General features: G+C 68.7%; 14 protein-coding genes. 12 read left to right on the top strand and 2 right to left on the bottom strand.

Translation table 11 applies throughout. From position 1 onward, the window contains the following. Position 1 precedes the first annotated feature (1 nt). From A37U_RS0128655 to gntA, 7 genes are all read left to right on the top strand, one after another. A complete protein-coding gene (locus A37U_RS0128655; protein ID WP_026197706.1) occupies positions 2 to 2,980 on the top strand; it encodes a type I polyketide synthase in 2,979 nt (992 codons plus the stop codon). Next, complete coding sequence (locus A37U_RS0128650; protein ID WP_020500118.1) at positions 2,977 to 3,825, top strand: 3-hydroxyacyl-CoA dehydrogenase family protein; 849 nt, start codon at positions 2,977 to 2,979, stop codon at positions 3,823 to 3,825. The genes A37U_RS0128655 and A37U_RS0128650 overlap by 4 nt, the downstream gene beginning before the upstream one ends. A gap of 37 nt (positions 3,826 to 3,862) precedes the next feature. Next, positions 3,863 to 4,126 carry an acyl carrier protein gene (locus tag A37U_RS0128645; protein WP_020500117.1) on the top strand — a complete coding sequence of 88 codons (264 nt, stop codon included), beginning with the start codon at positions 3,863 to 3,865 and terminating at the stop codon, positions 4,124 to 4,126. Next, positions 4,123 to 5,262, top strand: a complete 1,140-nt coding sequence (locus tag A37U_RS0128640; protein ID WP_020500116.1) for an acyl-CoA dehydrogenase family protein — start codon at positions 4,123 to 4,125, stop codon at positions 5,260 to 5,262. Before A37U_RS0128645 ends, A37U_RS0128640 begins: the two co-directional genes overlap by 4 nt. Continuing rightward, a complete protein-coding gene (locus tag A37U_RS0128635; RefSeq protein ID WP_020500115.1) occupies positions 5,259 to 6,326 on the top strand; it encodes an HAD-IIIC family phosphatase in 1,068 nt (355 codons plus the stop codon). The genes A37U_RS0128640 and A37U_RS0128635 overlap by 4 nt, the downstream gene beginning before the upstream one ends. Then, a complete protein-coding gene (locus A37U_RS0128630) occupies positions 6,323 to 7,066 on the top strand; it encodes a thioesterase II family protein (protein ID WP_040588965.1) in 744 nt (247 codons plus the stop codon). The genes A37U_RS0128635 and A37U_RS0128630 overlap by 4 nt, the downstream gene beginning before the upstream one ends. 146 nt (positions 7,067 to 7,212) lie before the next feature. Then, on the top strand, positions 7,213 to 7,920 hold the full coding sequence (gene gntA, locus A37U_RS0128625) for a guanitoxin biosynthesis heme-dependent pre-guanitoxin N-hydroxylase GntA (RefSeq protein WP_020500113.1): 708 nt from the start codon (positions 7,213 to 7,215) through the stop codon (positions 7,918 to 7,920). 51 nt (positions 7,921 to 7,971) lie between these two features. Here the strand turns inward: gntA and A37U_RS0128620 are convergent, their stop codons facing one another. Continuing rightward, entirely contained in the window at positions 7,972 to 10,392 is a 2,421-nt protein-coding gene (locus A37U_RS0128620) for an ATP-binding protein (RefSeq protein ID WP_020500112.1), read from the bottom strand. 278 nt (positions 10,393 to 10,670) lie between these two features. On the opposite strand from A37U_RS0128620, the gene A37U_RS48670 reads away from it, so the two are divergent. From A37U_RS48670 to A37U_RS0128605, 3 genes are all read left to right on the top strand, one after another. Continuing rightward, on the top strand, positions 10,671 to 11,306 hold the full coding sequence (locus A37U_RS48670) for a TetR/AcrR family transcriptional regulator (protein WP_020500111.1): 636 nt from the start codon (positions 10,671 to 10,673) through the stop codon (positions 11,304 to 11,306). Further along, entirely contained in the window at positions 11,303 to 11,893 is a 591-nt protein-coding gene (locus tag A37U_RS45765) for a hypothetical protein (RefSeq protein WP_020500110.1), read from the top strand. Before A37U_RS48670 ends, A37U_RS45765 begins: the two co-directional genes overlap by 4 nt. 147 nt (positions 11,894 to 12,040) lie before the next feature. Further along, entirely contained in the window at positions 12,041 to 13,201 is a 1,161-nt protein-coding gene (locus A37U_RS0128605; protein WP_020500109.1) for a 50S ribosomal protein L11 methyltransferase, read from the top strand. Here the strand turns inward: A37U_RS0128605 and A37U_RS0128600 are convergent. Further along, on the bottom strand, positions 13,185 to 14,021 hold the full coding sequence (locus tag A37U_RS0128600; protein WP_020500108.1) for a maleylpyruvate isomerase N-terminal domain-containing protein: 837 nt from the start codon (positions 14,019 to 14,021) through the stop codon (positions 13,185 to 13,187). The genes A37U_RS0128605 and A37U_RS0128600 overlap by 17 nt on opposite strands. 85 nt (positions 14,022 to 14,106) lie before the next feature. Between A37U_RS0128600 and A37U_RS0128595 the strand changes: the two genes are divergently transcribed. Continuing rightward, the gene (locus A37U_RS0128595) at positions 14,107 to 14,754 is read left to right on the top strand and encodes a winged helix-turn-helix transcriptional regulator (RefSeq protein ID WP_040588964.1); all 648 of its coding nucleotides are present in this window, start codon (positions 14,107 to 14,109) and stop codon (positions 14,752 to 14,754) included. A 391-nt stretch (positions 14,755 to 15,145) separates the two neighbouring features. Continuing rightward, the gene (locus A37U_RS0128590) at positions 15,146 to 15,688 is read left to right on the top strand and encodes a DUF4232 domain-containing protein (protein WP_020497574.1); all 543 of its coding nucleotides are present in this window, start codon (positions 15,146 to 15,148) and stop codon (positions 15,686 to 15,688) included. The last annotated feature ends 46 nt before the right edge of the window (positions 15,689 to 15,734 follow it).

The following is a 15,734-nucleotide window of genomic DNA, read 5'->3' as shown; positions in this document are numbered from 1 at the left end:
GATGGCCATGCAACCACGGGACACCGCCGACGACATCGCGATCGTCGGCATGGCCGGGAATTTTCCGGGGGCCCCCACCCTGGACAAGTTCTGGGCTGATCTGTGCGCGGGGCGGGACGGCATCACCCGGATGACCCGCGAGGAGTTGCTCGACTCGGGCGTCTCCGCGGAACTGGCCGACGATCCCGCGTTCGTCGCCGCGGCCGGGATGCTGCCCGACATCGACCGGTTCGACGCGGAGTTCTTCGGTTATGACCGGGCCGATGCCGAACTGCTCGACCCACAGCACCGGCTGTTCCTGGAGTGCGCGTGGCACGCGCTCGAGGACGCGGGAATCGATCCGGACGGGGTCGAGGGCCTGGCCGCGGTGTTCACCGGTGGCGCGCCGAGCACCTATCTGATGTCGAACCTGCTGCAGAACGATGTCACGGCGCTGACCGTGGGGCCGGATCAGCTGATCCTGCAGAACGAGAAGGATCTGCTCGCCTCGCGCCTGTCGTTCGCGCTCGATTTCACCGGGCCCTCGGTGAGTGTGCAGAGCTGCAGCTCCACCGGGCTGAGCGTGGTCGCCCAGGCGTGCTCCAGCCTGCTCACCGGCGAGTCCGATCTCGCCGTCGCCGGCGGGGTGTCGGTCGTGGTGCCCCAGGAGCCGGGGTACCTCTACCGCTCGGACAGCCGGTTCGCCCCGGACGGGGTCAACCGGATCCTGGACGCCGAGGCCACCGGCAAGGTACCCGGTAATGGTCTCGGCGTGATCGTGTTGCGGCGACTGGAGGACGCGCAGTCCGAGGGGGACCGCGTCTACGCCGTAATCCGCGGCTGGGCGATCCACCACGAGGGAAGGCAGGGCCGCCAGTCGTTCAACCGCCCCGGTGTTCCCGGCCAGGCAGCGGTCGTCGCGGAGGCCATGGCCGCGGCCGATGTCGAACCCTCGGACATCGATCACGTCGAAGTGTCCACGCTGGGGACTCCGTTCGGCGACGTGGCCGAGATCGCCGCGCTGCAGCGGATCTTCGACGTCGAGGACGTCGAACAGGTCACACTCGGCTCGATCGACGCGAACCTCGGGCACATCAACCAGGCAGGTGGGATCGCCCGGCTGATCAAGGCCGCGCTCGCGCTGTATCACGAGGAACTGCCACCCGCGATCAACTTCGAACGCCCGAATCCGCAGTTCGCGCACAGCGGAGACAAACTCGTCGTGCCGCGGGAACCCACCGCGTGGCCGCGTGGGGGGCGCCCACGGCTGGCCGGGGTGAGCGCCAACGGCTTCGGCGGAACCGATGCACACGTGGTGCTCGAAGAGGCCCCGGAGCCGGAACCGGCACCGCGTCCCGCCGCGCGCCCGCACCAGCTGCTCGTCTGGTCGGCCCGGACCGCCGAAGCCGCCGCGGCCGCCGGCGAACGGCTCGCCGCCGATCGGGAGAACTGGACGGATCTCGCCGATGTGGCGTACACGCTGCAGACCGGGCGCAAGACCTTCGCGCACCGGCGGATGGCCGTCGTGTCCTCGCCCGAGGACGCAGCCGAAGTCTTTGCCGCCCAGGACACCCGGATCCTCGCCGAGGCCGACAGCATTCCGCGCCGGGCCGGGTTTCTGCTCCCCGGGGTCGGCGAGCAGTACCGCGGTATGGCCGGTGGACTCTACGAGAGCGAACCGGAGTTCAAGGCCGCGGTCGACGAGTGCGCTGCCCTGTTCGCCGGAGATCTCGGCAGCGATCCGACGGAAAGCCTGCGTGGGCCCCGCGCGGACGGCGGCGGCGAGCTCGCGCGGCTGCTCGGCCGTGCCGCCGACACCGAGGAAGCCGGCCCGGCGCTCACCCAGCCCGCCGTGTTCACTCTCGGCTATGCGCTCGGCAGGCTGCTGCGCGCCTGGGGGATCGAGCCCTCGGTGCTGGCCGGTTACAGCGTCGGCGAGTTCGCGGCCGCGGCGCTCGCGGGCGCGCTGACGCTCGAGGAAGCGACCGAGCTCGTCGCGTTCCGCGCCCGGCTGATCGAGAAGCTGTCGCGCGGGGCGATGTCGGCCGTTCCGCTCGGTGCGGCCGAACTGACCGCGCTGGTGGGTGATCCGGCGGCGTTCGGGGTGGATATCGCCGCGATCAACGGTCCGCAGCTGGTCGTGGTCTCCGGCGCGGCCGAGGGGATGACCGGCTTGACGGACGCCCTCGCCGAGCACGGTGTCCCCGCGCGCCCGCTGCGCACCACGCACGCTTTCCATTCGCGCACCCTGCGCCCGGTGGCCGCCGAACTGACCGCGTGGGCGCGACAGCACCTGAACCCGCAGGAACCGGATGTGCCGTACCTGTCCAACCTCACCGGGGCGCCGATCACCGCAAAGCAGCTCCGCGATCCGGGCTACTGGGCCGAGCACATGTGCCGTCCGGTGCAGTTCGCGGCGATGATCGAGCATGCGGCCAGTGCCCTGCCTGACACGGTGTTGCTGGAACTCGGTGCCGGGCAGTCACTCGGGGCCATGTTCCGCGGTCACCCGGACTTCCCGCAGGAGTCCTGGAGGCTGCTCGTGCCGACCCTGCCCGGCGAGGCCGATCCCCGACCGGACACCGAAGTGCTGGCCGGGGCGCTCGGCCGGTGCTGGCTGTCCGGAGTGGAGCTCGACTGGCGCGCTTACCACGAGGGACGACAACCGCGGAAGACCACGGTGCCCGGCTACGTGTTCGGCGGTGAGCGGTACTGGATCGAGCCGACGGCGGCCCGGTCCGCGACCGAGGTCGCCCTCGGCGCCCGCGAAGCCGATGCGGCGCGTCCGCAACCGGTCTACCTGGTGGAGGGCCCGGTGGACCGCACGGCCCGCGATCTGGCGATCCGGCTCGGTTCGGAGCTGGGCGCGACGGTGGTGTTCGCCGCCGAACACCCCGGCGGGGCCGAGGCGGTGCGGGCCGCACACGGGCGGCTGGACGGCGTGCTGGACCTGACGATGAGCAATGCGGCCGAGAGCAACGCAGCCAAGGAGGAACGATGACGAAGGTCGGAGTGGTCGGTGCCGGGGTGATGGGCACCGGTGTCGCGCAGAACCTCGCCACCAGCGGGCACGAGGTGACGCTCGTGGATGTCGACGGGGCCACCCTCTCCGCTGCCCTGGACCGCATCGGGCTGGAGTGCCGGATGAGCCGGATGCTGGGCGGGCCGGAGCTGGATGCGGACGCGGTGCTCGCGCGGATCGGCACCGGTACCGAGCTGGAGACACTGGCCGAATCGGCGGTGGTGATCGAGAACATCACCGAGAACTGGGATCTCAAGGCGCGGCTTTACCCGCGGCTCGACGCGGCCTGCAAGGACAGCACGGTATTCGTGGTCAACACCTCGGCCATCCCGATCACCAAGCTCGCCGCATGCACCGGCCGCCCGGACAGGGTGATGGGGGTGCATTTCATGAACCCGGTCCCGATGAAATCCGCCTGCGAGTTCATTCCCGGGTATCACACCAGCGAGGCCACAAAGGACACCGTACGGGCCCTGCTGGAGTCGATGGGCAAGAAACCCATCCCGGTCAACGACGCGTCCGGTTTCGTGTCCAATCGAGTGCTCATGCTGACCGTCAATGAGGCCGCGTTCCTCGTGCACGAGGGGGTCGCCGACGCGGCCACCGTCGACGAGGTGTTCCGCGAGTGCTTCGGGCATCCCATGGGACCGCTGGAAACCGCGGACCTGATCGGCGTGGACACGATCCTCTACAGCGTGGAGGTGCTCTACGAGGAGTTCAACGACAGCAAGTACCGGCCGTGCCCGCTGCTCAAACAGATGACCGCGGCGGGACTGCACGGCCGGAAGAGCGGCAAGGGTTTCCACAGCTACTCCCACGCCTGAGACCGGCCCGACGATTCCACAGGAAAGAGGTTCCCCCATGGCGCAGGATGTGCGCGACGACATTCGTAGTTTCATCGCCGCGAAGTTTCCGGGAATGTCGTTCACCGACGACGAGGACATTTTCGCGCTGGGATTCGTGAATTCCCTGTTCGCGATGGAACTGGTCATGTTCATCGAGAAGACGTTCGGCACGAAGATTCCGAACGAGGAGCTGCGGCTGGAGAATTTCCGCACCGTGGTGCTGATGGCCGAACTCGTGCAGCGCCGTGCGGAGGCCGCCGAGAGCGGGGCGGTGACATGACCGCCGGGACCCGGGCGGCCATACCCGATCTCGCCACGATCGCGCGGTTCGTGGACGAGGAGGTGGCCCCGTACGCGGACGAGTGGGAGCGGACCGAGAAGATTCCCGCCGAAGTGCAGGGGCGGCTGGGCGAACTCGGACTGTGGGGCCCGTTTCTGCCCGCCGAGTCCGGCGGTACCGGCATGGATATGGTCACCCTCGGCCGGATACACGAGGAGATCGGCCGCGGCTGTTCCTCGGTGCGCAGCCTGCTGACGGTGCACACCATGGTGACCGCGACCGTGCAGCGCTGGGGCTCAGCCGAGCAGGGCGAGCGCTGGCTGCCCGCACTCGCCGCGGGCGGAACCCTGGGCGCGTTCTGCCTGACCGAGCCCGAGTTCAGCGGCAGCGATGCCACGGTGGCCGGCACCACGGCGGTCGCCGAGAGCGACGGCTGGGTGCTCAACGGCGCCAAGAAGTGGATCACCGGAGGGCAACGGGCCGGGGTGCTGCTGGTGTTCGCCGAAACCGAGAGCGGGATGAGCGCGTTCCTCGTACCGGCCGACCATCCCGGCGTGCGGGTCAGCCCGGTCTCACGGGTGCTGGGCACCGCCGCGAGCATGCTCGCCGCGATCGAGTTCGACCACGTGCGGCTCGGCCCGGACGCGCTGGTCGGCCCGCCCGGCTGGGCGGCGGGCACGGTGATGACCGGTGCGCTCGACCTCGGCCGGTACAGCGTCGCCAGCGGTTCGGTGGGAATCATCCGGGCCGCCCTGGACGCCTCGGCGGCCTACACCTCGCAGCGTCGCGCGGGCGGCGGTCTGCTGCGGGATCAGCCACAGATCCGGGCGAAGATCAGCGAGATGGTCACCGCGCGCAATGCGGCGCGCCTGCTGTGCGCGGAAGCCGGGCGACTCAAGGATGCCGGAGATCCGGCGACGATCATGGCCACCTGGGTGGCCAAGTACTTCGCGTCCACCGCCGCCGCACGGGCCGCTTCGGATGCCGTGCAGATCCACGGTGCGAACGGGTGCGGCCCGGACTATCCGGTCGCGCGGCTGTACCGGGACGCGAAGGTCATGGAAATCATCGAGGGCAGCACCCAGATCCAGGAGCTGACCATCGCCGATGAAGCGTATCGAGAGGTGGCGCGATGACGAGCACGGAAACCGAGCCCGGCACGTCGCGGAAGCCCGGCAGGGGCCGGATCAAATGCGTCGTCTGGGATCTGGACAACACGCTGTGGCAGGGCACGCTGCTGGAGGACGGGGAAGTGACCGTCCGGCCGGAGGTGGTCGCCGAGATCAAGCGGCTCGACGAGCTGGGTGTGCTGCATTCGGTGGCCAGCCGCAATGACCACGACGCGGCGATGGAACGGCTGCGGGCCGCCGGGCTCGAGGAGTACTTCCTGTATCCCCAGATCAACTGGAACCCCAAATCCGGCTCTGTGGAACGGGTTGCCGAAGCGCTCAATATCGGCCTGGACGCGATCGCGTTCGTCGACGATCAGCAGTTCGAGCTGGACGAGGTGGCGCACGCGCTGCCATCGGTGACGACCGTCGGCGCCGCCCGGTTCGAACAGGTACTCGCGGGGGAGGAGTTCCGGCCCCGGTTCGTCACCGACGAGTCGCGGATCCGCCGCCAGCTCTACCGCGCCGCTGCCGAGCGGGACCGGGTGGAGCAGGAGTATCAGGGCACCGACGAGGAATTCCTGTCCACACTGGACATGACGTTCACGATCAGCCGGGCGCAGCGGGAGGACCTGCAGCGGGCCGAAGAGCTGACGGTGCGCACCAATCAGCTGAATTCGACCGGGCGGGTCTATTCCTACGACGAGCTCGACGAGCTGCGCGACTCGCCCGATCACGTGCTGCTCGTGGCTTCGCTCTCGGACAAGTACGGCGGATACGGCAAGATCGGGCTGGCCCTTGTCGAACGCGGCACACCCGCCTGGCACCTGCGGATGATGCTGATGTCCTGCCGGGTGATGTCCCGCGGAGTCGGTACGGTGCTGCTCAATCACATCATGGGGCTGGCCAAGGCCGACGGTGCCACGTTACGCGCCGACTTCGTGGAGACCGGCCGCAATCGCGTCATGTACGTGACCTACGCGTTCGCCGGATTCCGCGAGCTCTCCCGGGACGGCGAGCGACTGGTTCTGGAGTCGGATCTGGCGCAGATCCAGCCGCCTCCCGGTTATCTGACCGTGGACGTGCGGTGACTGGCGCGCCGGAACGCCCCTGGCTGCCGGGCGGGATGCCCGGCACCGGGGTGACCAAGTTGTTCTGCTTCCCGCACGCAGGCGGAAGCGCGCTGGTGTACCGCGACTGGCAGGCCGAGGCGGGGGACGGGCTCGCCGTGCTCCCGGTACAACCGCCCGGCCGTGCCGAGCGTGGCCGGGAACGCCCGCACCAGAACATCGAGTCCTTTGTGGACGATGCGCTGGACGATCTCGGTGAGGCGTTCACCGGAGACTACGCGTTTTTCGGGCACAGTGTGGGAGCCCTGGCCGTCTACCTGATCACCCGGCGCCTCGTGGAACGCGGTGCCCACCCGCCACGGCACCTGTTCGTATCCGGCCGGGCCGCACCGCAGCTTCCGGACAACCGTCCGCCGCTGCGAGGGCTTCCGGACGACCGGCTCACCGCCGAACTGGACGCGCTCGGCGGGCTGCCGCAGGTGCTGCGCCGGGAACCGGAGCTGCTGTCGATGTTCCTGCCGCTGCTGCGCGCCGACCTCGCGGTCAACGAGACCTATCGGCACGTGCCCGGAGCGGTGCTTCCGGTGCCATTGACCGTTTTCGGCGGCGATCACGATCCGCGCGCCGACACCGAGGAGCTCGCGTCGTGGCTGGAAGTGGGCAGCGATCCGGACCTGTTCCTCTATCCCGGCGGGCATTTCTACCTCGAGAACAGGGTTCCGGAACTGTTGCACACCGTGCGAACGAAGCTGGGGCGCTGAGCGCGATGGCGCTTTCCCGGACGCGGCGCGGCAGCCGCGCGATCGGACCATCACCCGGATCGACGCCGGTACCGGATCCGGCGCGGGGTGCGCGTGCGCGTTTTCGACCGGCCATCGAACAGAGCCCGAGATGAAGGGGTTGCGTCATGACCACCGATGCCCGAGCCGAACTCGAGGAGTTCATTCAGAGCAAAGAATTCAGCTGTCTCGGTGCCCGTTCGGCACTCAAGAAAGGCACCATCCGGCACGGCCACTACCCGGCACTGGGGGAGCCGGAGTCGGCGCGCGCCAACTACCGGGAACTGCTCGGTTATGCCCGGGATATCCGCCCGACCCTGTCGGACAAGAGCTTCCGCACCTTCGTGGCGAGTTTCGAAACGCCGGGTGAGGTGCTGGAGGAGCTCGAGTTCGAGCGGTTGCTCTGGCGGCACCTGCAGCTGATGCACGATATCGACAGCCGTAGTTACGGCCTGGACGACGGCGCCACCTCGGATCCGAACGAGCCGCACTTCGGCTTTCACGTCGCGGGCCACGCCTTCTTCCTGGTGGGCATGCACCCCGGCTCGTCCCGGGCCAGCCGCCGGTTCGTACGACCGGCGATCGCGTTCAACTCCCTCATGCAGTTCATGCTGCTCGGTGAGAAGTTTTTCTCGATGCAGGACGCCATCCGCAAGCGGGAGACGAACAACAACGGTTCGGTGAACCCGAGTTTCACGACCTATGAGTACGAGATGCCCTCCCGGCACTACGCGGGGCGGATGACCGAGCCGGACTGGAAGTGCCCGTTCACCTCCCGGCACGAGGCGGCCCCGGCGAAGTACGGTCTGGACACACTGAAGGCCCGGGAGAGCTGAGCGGGTGGACCGCCGCCGGGGTGGACCGAGCGCCCCGGCGGCTTCGGACGTTCAGGCGGGAATCCCGGTGCGCGCGACGCGGCCGCCGGAGAAGCGCCGCACCAGCTCGGTGCTCGCCGAACGCGGGATTCGCTGGTAGGCCAGTTCGCGCAGCGGCGCCCAGCGGAAGGCGAATCCGTGCCCGGCGTGTTCGAGAAGGCCTTGCGCGGCAAGCGAGCCCAGTGCCATGGCCACCTCGGACCGGTCGCGGTCGCAGACCTCGGTCACCTCGTCCGCCTCGAAGACCTCGCCGGTCAGGGTGGCCGCCTTGAGCACGCTCTTCTCCACGGGAGCCAGGCTGTCCAGCACCGCGGCGAGCGTGCGACGGATGCTCGCCGGGGTCGGAGGTGCCGTGTGCCCGAGGGCAGGAGACAGGGTCGTGCGGTCGTCGTGCACCGCTCGCGCGTACGCCTGCGCGAACCGCGGATTGCCGCCGATCCGGGTGATCAGCTCGTGCCGGGTCCGGGCCAGCCGGTTCGTGTTCGGCAGCAGCACGTCGAGCAGCTTGGACACCGCCTCGTCGGCCAGGGGCGCCAGCACGATGGTCGTCTGCCCGGTGACCGGTTGCGGCTGCACGTCGTGCGGGTCGGGGCGTTCGGCGGTGACGCTCAGGACCGGCAGTCCCGCGCTGGCTTCGCCCAGCCAGGACAGCCTCGTGCGCAGCTCCGCGTCCTGGACATCGTCGGCGAGCACGACCAGCGGACCATTGGCGGTCAGCTCGGTCGCGGCGGCACGGAGGGCGGGTCCGCTCTCCCCACCGCGCAGGCCGGTCACCGTACCGGGCAGCAATCCCGGGGCCGAGGCGAACGCGGTGAGCAGGTCACCGGCCACGTCGAGCACCCGGATCCGCGGGTGTTCCTCGAGAAGCTGGCGGAACTCGATGAGCAGGCGCGTCTTGCCGATACCGGGCTCGCCGCGCACGGTCACCCGATGCGGATGACGGCCGCGTTCGACGAAACCCAGGAACTGGTGCAGCAGCTCGAGCTCGTGGTCGCGACCGGCGAAGGTGAGGGTGTCCGGCGGTTCGGGCACCGGACGGGGCCGCAGCAGACAAGCCTCCCACCGGCCGTCCTCCTCGGTGGCGGTGTAGCCGACCTCGGGTTCGCTCGCCTCACGGACTGCCTCCACGACGCGGACGCGGCCTTCCGGTGCGCTGAGCGTGGACCGGACACACCGATCGAGGACCGGCCCGGTGACCGATTCCTCGCCGATCACCGAAGGCGTGGTGAGCACATCCCCGGTTTCCACGCTCACCTGCACGGCGATTCCCGATTCGGCGAGCCGGTTCCGGATCCGCAGCGCGGTGCGCACCGCCCGGACCGCGTCGTCCTCGCGGGTGCGCGGAAGCCCGTACACGGCGAGCAGGACCGGGCCGTGCATGCCGGGCAGATGGGCGTCCTCGGTGGCGGCCTCTTCCTCCACCACGGCCAAGAGCCGGGCCAGCACCTCGCCGGCCTCCTCGGGGTCGTCGGAGGTGGCGGCGGCGATCCCGACCGCCACGACGGGTTTGCGTTCGGCCTCGGTTTCCCGTGGCCGCCAGGATTCGGGGCGCTCGTCCCCGGCTTCGGCCGGTTCGTCCGCGGGCTCGGGAGCGGGCATCGGGACCACGGGGGAAGCCGAGACGACCGCGGCCATCGGCTGGGGACCGGCTTCCGCCGGGTGAGTGCGATCGAGCACCGCCTCGTCGTGCTGCAGGATCGCGCGTTCGAGTTCGCGCAGTTCGCGTCCGGGCTCGAGGCCGAGCTCATCGGTGAGGCTCGCCCGGGTGGCGCGGAAGACCTCGAGCGCGTCGACCGCCCGCCCGCACCGGTAGAGCGCGGTCATCAGCTGGGCGTTGAGCCGCTCGCGGTTGGGGTTCGCCGTTGCCTGCTCCTGCAGCGCGCTGAGCACCTCGCGGTGCCTGCCGCGGTCGAGTTCCAGGGCGAACAGGTCTTCGTGCACCGCCAGCCGCTCATCCTCGAGCGTGCTCAGCTCGGGCCAGTTCACTCCGGTCTCGGCGAGATCGGCCAGCATGCGGCCACGCCACAGCGCGAGTGCCTCGCCCATGGCCGAGACGGCGCCATCGGTGTCCCCGCTGTCCCGCGCGGCACGGCCCGCGGCCGCGAGCCGGCGGAACCGGGCGAGGTCGAGCTGCTCATCATCGATCCGCAGCAGGTACCCGGGCGCGTGGGTGAGCAGCATCGGTTCCTGTTCACCGGGATTGGTGCCCGCCGCGAGCGTCGAGCGCAGCCCGGAGACCGCGTTCTGCACCATCTTGCGCGCCGTGGCCGGGATCTGCTCCGGCCAGAGCGCGGAAAGCAGGGAGCTCGTCGCGACAACTTCGTTGTGGTGCAGCAGCAGGTAGGCGAGTACGGCTCGCTGCGTCGATCCTCTGAGCACCACCGGGCGCCCGTTGTGGACGATGTCGAAGGGACCGAGAAGATGGAAGCGCATGGAATACCGCCCTGCCTGCAGCCTGCGAAGACGATTCCACGATGCCGGGTCCCGCGGCGCCGGGACAACGTCTGCGGGCCGAGAGTGGCAGCTTGCCACTACGAACCAGGACGGTGCCAGAAACCGCCGGATGGCTTGACGATGGTCGGTGCCGCTGGTACCGGGACCGCTCGAGTGTCCGTTGTGGACGGTTGGTTCTTGGGCGGGTCCGTCAGCGCGTCGTGCAGGTGGGGCGCGTCACCGAGTCAAACTATCACACGTGTGATAGTTTGAACAGCGTGGTTCGGACGATCGATGGTGAAGCGCGTCGGCAACTGCTTGCCGACGCGGTGTGGCGGCTGCTGCGCAAGGACGGGCTCGAGGCGGCGTCGGTGCGTGCGGTGGCGGCCGAGGCGGGGCTGTCCACCGGTTCCGTGCGGCACTTCTTCACCACGCAGGACGAACTGCACGTGTTCGCAATGGAGGAGCTGGGCCGCCGGATCACCGCGCGGGTCGGGGATGTGCTCGTCGCCGGGGAATCCGGTTCCGGCGCGGGCCTGTCTCCGGCGGTGGCCCGTGAACGGGTCCGGTCGGCGCTGCTGCAGGTGCTGCCGACGACGGAGGAGAGCACCGCGGATTTCCACGCGCACCTGCAGTTCATCGTCAAGGCGGTCGTGCATCAGCCGCTCGGCGAGGCGGCACGGTGCGGTCATCGGGAACTGGAGGACTTCTATGTGTACTGTTTCGACTATCTGCTGGAGGCGGGCGCGGTCGGCGCGGACTTCGACCGCCGTGCGGCCGCCCGCGAACTGGCGGTCGTGATGGACGGCCTCGTACTGCGGCGGCTGACCGCCCCGGAACTGTTGAGTGATGAGCAGATGCGGCAGATCCTCGATACGCAGCTGGAGCTGCTGGCGCCGGAGGTGACCTCGTGATCGCGGCGATCGTGGTGGCCGAGGTCGCCTTCTGGGTGCTTCTGGTCGGCGGTCTCGCGGTGCGCTATCTGGTCAAGGCCCAGCGTCTGAGCTCCGTCATACTCGCCGGTGTCCCGCTCGTCGATCTCGGCCTGGTCATCCTGGTCGCGGTCGATGTCGTGCGCGGGGCCCCACCGACCGCGGCGCATGCGCTGGCGTCGATGTATCTCGGTTTCACCGTGGCGTTCGGGCATTCGATCATCCGGCGCGCCGATGCCTGGTTCCGGTACCGATTCGCGGACGGCCCGAGGCCGAGCAAGCCGGTCAAGGGTTCCAAGGAATACAACCAGTCGCTGTGGGCCGAATGGTTCCGGCTCCTGTTCGCCGCGATCATCGCCGCGGCCTGCTTGCTGGTCATGATCGCGCTCCAGGGCTGGTTCGTGCCGTCAAGCGTCGGTCAGGCGTTCGGGCATCCGTACTGGGCGGCACTGGTGATCCTGGCCATCGTCGTGGTGGCGTGGTTCTTTTTCGGGCCCGGCTCGACCAAGAGCGGGGACTCGAACAGGGACCGCGAAGACCGGAGTGGCTACGACTCCTCCACGCGTTGACGATCCCGCCGCGACCGCCGGTCGCGGCGGGAAAACGAGCATCCTGCCGAAATCCGCCCGACCGGGGACCGGGGGAGGGCCGCGCGGGGCACGATGGAGTGCATCGCCGGAGCGCCATCGGGATCCGGGCTGAGGAATGAGGAATCGATGCAGGACAGGACGGTCAGGAATCTCAAGGCCGGTGCCGAGGAGATCGGTGTCTCCGTCTACCGGGATTGGGAGCAGGCAGGGTTTTTCATGTTCCCCTCGGTCGGCGAATACCCCGTCTTCGACAGCACGCTCTACGAGTACATGATCGAGGACGAGCTCCGGACCGAGTGGTACCGGACCGCCGTCCAGCGGCTCGCTCCCGGACGGACCGTGCTGGACATCGGCACCGGCGCGGACGCCATCTGGGCGATCGAGGGCGTCCGGTCCGGCGCGCGCCACGTCTATGCGATGGAGGTGATGCCGGAGTCCGCGGAACTGGCGCGGGCCGCCGTGGCGCGGGCCGGATTCACCGACCGCGTGACGATCCTGGAGGGACTGTCCACCCAGCTGTCCCTGCCCGAACCGGTGGACCTGTGCGTCTCCGAGATCATCGGCACGATCAGCAGTTCCGAAGGTGTCGCAGAGGTGCTGCACGACGCCCGGAAGCGGTTTCTCAAACCCGGCGGCCGGTTCATCCCGCACCGCAGCACGAGCACGGTCGCCGCGGTGGACCTGAACCGGCTGCCCAGTCCGTGCCTGCCCGCGCTCGTCGAGGGCAGCGAAGGATGGCTGCAGAACATCTTCACCGATGTCGGGCGGCCGTTCGATGTACGCATGTGCATTTTCGGCATCACCGGGGAGACGCTGTTGTCCGGCCAAGCGGAGGTGGAACCCCTCGAGTTCAACGGCGAGCTGGCCCGGTCCGGCACCGATCACTTCGAACTGGAGGTGACCACGGAGGGCATGCTGCACGGTTTCGCGCTCGGGGTACGGCTCTGGGTGGACGAAACCGGCGAGCCCATCGACTCCGTCCAGCAGCTCACCAACTGGCCACCGCTCTATGCTCCGATCGCCCAGGACGGGATCGCGGTATCCCCCGGGGACCGTATCCCGCTCACCTTCGACTGGGCCCCCAGCGACGACGGCGTGCACCCCGATTACCGCCTGTCCGGGGAACTCCGGCCCGCCGACGGAAGCGAGGTCATGGCGCTGGAGTGGGATTCCCCGCACCACACCGCCGGATTCCGCGGCGACGACTTCTACCGGGAACTGTTCCCGGTGTCGTACGGAACACCGCATCCGGGTCGCGACGAGCGAGTGGCTACGGGAAGCTCATGACGCTGAGCATGCGGGTGAGCTTCCACGGCCGGATTCCCCAGGCGGCGAGTTTGCCTTCGAGGAGCGGTTTCCCGATTCCTTGCCGGCCGATGAGCGTCAGCATCAGAGCCGGTGGGTCGGCGGAGATATGGGCGTCGACGTCACGCGTGCACCCGGGTTCGAGTGTGAGCGAACCGTGGTCGAGAACCATTGTCGTGCGTCCTCCGCCGCGCAGGCGCAGTTCGACGCGTGCTCGGAAGGATCCGGCCTTTTCCTGATTCACGAAAGCGGTCGGCGGCAGCACCGCGATCAGCGGCAGCAGGAAGACCTCGATCGCGAGCAGGGCCTGGTGCCGCCGTATCGGCCACGGGTGCCCGGTGGCTGTGGCGATGTCGTGGCCGTGGATGAGGCATTCGGTGAGCAGATGACCGGCCACCGCCGAAGGTGGCAGAGGGGTACCCTGCAGCCAATTCACGGTGGCTGCTTGAGAATGCAACGCGATCCGGTCGAACTCGCCGGAAAGGGTGTCGATGCGATCCGCGAGTGCCGCCGGGTCCCGTTCACCGTCCTCGGCGAGCAGCTTAGCAGTGGCCTCGGCTATTCCCTTCTTCGTCACGATCGCTTGCGGGACAGTCCTTCCGGCGATGGCGTCGGTGTCGGCGCGAAAGGAGTGGGACAGGTGAGCCGCGACATCGCTTACCGTCCAGGTGCCGACCGAGGCCGAGCTGGCGTCCGGGATACCGCGTACGAGCGTGAGGAGGTCGGGGACGAGCTCGCGCAGTGCCGCACGAGCCCGAAGCAGGGAATCCGCGTCCTGCCCGGAGGTTGAGGTCTCGGTCATCGATGCGCTCCCGTGCCGGTGTTTCTCGCGGCGGTTCCGCCGATACAGGTTTATCAAGCCGACTTGAGATTGTAAAGTAGTCGGCATGAGTCGAAGCTATGGTCAGTACTGCGGCCTCGCCCGGGCACTGGATGTGGTCGGCGACCGGTGGAATCTGCTCATCGTCCGCCAACTGCTGATCGCTCCCGCCCGCTACCGCGAACTGCTCGATGGCCTTCCCGGCGTGGCCACGAACCTGCTCACCGACCGCCTCCGCGATCTCGAGACCGCAGGAGTGATCGAGCGGAGACTGGCCGAAGAAGGCAACGCCGTCCGGTACGCGCTCACTCCGTGGGGCGCCGAGTTGCGCGAGCCGATCGAAGGTCTCATCCGCTGGTCCACACCACTGATGGTGCGTGGTCCGGGCGAGGACCACTTCCGTGCCGGATGGCTGGTCGTACCCCTGCGGGCCCTGTTCGAGGGCAGGGCGGCCCCGCACCGGTCCGCGACGGTGGGGATCGCGGTCGAGGATCAGCTTTTCCAGCTGCGGGCGACACGCTCGGGCATCGAGGCGAAGGCACATGACGGCGGCGATCTGGACGCCGTCCTGCGCGCTGATGGCGCGATCGTGCTCGGATTGGCGGCCGGCGTGCTCGATCTCGACGACACCCCTGGGCTCGTCGAGATCGAGGGCGATGAAACAGCCGTACGAGCCGTCTTCAATGCCCCGACTCCTGGAAAGCCGCCGAGCTGAACCGGGACGGGATACTGTCGTGCTGGTTCGGCGGGCATCGGCTCCGCGCTCCGCGCGACTGGAGGAGGAAAATTTCGGTGTTCGTGGGGCCAGAAAGTCACGGCCGACGCTGAATCGTCAAGGCGTTCGGGTGGGCGCGCCGCACCGTGGAACGGTTGATGCGTGAACTCGGGTCATCGGGTGCGGTTCGCGGGAATCTCAAGCGCACCACCATCGGCGACGAGGCTGCCCTGTGGACGTGTGGGTGGCGTCGGGGTTGTCTTTTGGCGAGCGGTGTCATGTTTTGGCCTCCTTCCCGTGGGTCTGTGCATCTTTTCCGGTGAGAGATCAATCGTGGTGAGTGGTTCACCGATGGTGGTGCCCTGCTTGGGGTGCCTGGGAAGGGGAAGTCATGAACAGTGTGGTGCGTCGGATGGTGGCCGGGTTCGCGGTGGCCGGGATCGGTGTCGGTGTGCTCGGTGCTACCGCGAGTGCTGCTGAGGCTTCTGGTGCGGGTTTGCTGCCGTGTACTGCGAATCAGTTCACGACCAACCTCGTGCCTGGTGATGCGGGTATGGGGAATCGTTCCGGGGCGATCCAGTTCACCGCGAAGCAGGGTGAGCGTTGTGCGCTTGCCGGGGTGCCGGAGGTCGGGCTGGTGGGTGCGCACAACGTGTTGGTGGACAACGAGGCGGCCGGTGGTGCGCCTGCTGTCGGGATCGCTGATGGCAGTTCTGCTTATGTGCCTTTGCACTGGACAGCGGTCGCCGAGGAGCAGCAGACGCCGAACGCGATCACTTACACCGCTGCGGCGGGGAGTAATCCGCACGGGGATCCGATCGATCCGAACGTGAGCCTGGGCTGGAATCTCGGTGCGGTGGATGCCAATGCGGACAGCCACACCATCGATGTCGGTGCCGTGCACGCGGGGACCGCGCCCACCCCGGAACGCTAGAACACGGGGGAGGGAGTGCCCGCACAAGCACGGACACTCCCTCCCC

The organism is Sciscionella marina DSM 45152, assembly GCF_000379465.1.
In the GTDB taxonomy this organism is placed as follows: domain Bacteria; phylum Actinomycetota; class Actinomycetes; order Mycobacteriales; family Pseudonocardiaceae; genus Sciscionella; species Sciscionella marina.
Note: the sequence above shows the minus strand (reverse complement) of the source record. Positions and strands in the feature narration are given on the sequence as shown.

Bases quoted from the DNA above. Each gene is read 5' to 3' on its own strand.
- A37U_RS0128640 (WP_020500116.1), top strand. From the start codon at position 4,123: ATGACCGCCGGGACCCGGGCGGCCATACCCGATCTCGCCACGATCGCG.
- A37U_RS0128595 (WP_040588964.1), top strand. From the start codon at position 14,107: ATGAGTCGAAGCTATGGTCAGTACTGCGGCCTCGCCCGGGCACTGGAT.
- A37U_RS0128650 (WP_020500118.1), top strand. From the start codon at position 2,977: ATGACGAAGGTCGGAGTGGTCGGTGCCGGGGTGATGGGCACCGGTGTC.
- gntA (WP_020500113.1), top strand. From the start codon at position 7,213: ATGACCACCGATGCCCGAGCCGAACTCGAGGAGTTCATTCAGAGCAAA.
- A37U_RS0128655 (WP_026197706.1), top strand. From the start codon at position 2: ATGGCCATGCAACCACGGGACACCGCCGACGACATCGCGATCGTCGGC.
- A37U_RS0128620 (WP_020500112.1), bottom strand. From the start codon at position 10,392: ATGCGCTTCCATCTTCTCGGTCCCTTCGACATCGTCCACAACGGGCGC.
- A37U_RS0128590 (WP_020497574.1), top strand. From the start codon at position 15,146: ATGAACAGTGTGGTGCGTCGGATGGTGGCCGGGTTCGCGGTGGCCGGG.
- A37U_RS0128635 (WP_020500115.1), top strand. From the start codon at position 5,259: ATGACGAGCACGGAAACCGAGCCCGGCACGTCGCGGAAGCCCGGCAGG.
- A37U_RS0128605 (WP_020500109.1), top strand. From the start codon at position 12,041: ATGCAGGACAGGACGGTCAGGAATCTCAAGGCCGGTGCCGAGGAGATC.
- A37U_RS0128600 (WP_020500108.1), bottom strand. From the start codon at position 14,021: ATGACCGAGACCTCAACCTCCGGGCAGGACGCGGATTCCCTGCTTCGG.
- A37U_RS0128645 (WP_020500117.1), top strand. From the start codon at position 3,863: ATGGCGCAGGATGTGCGCGACGACATTCGTAGTTTCATCGCCGCGAAG.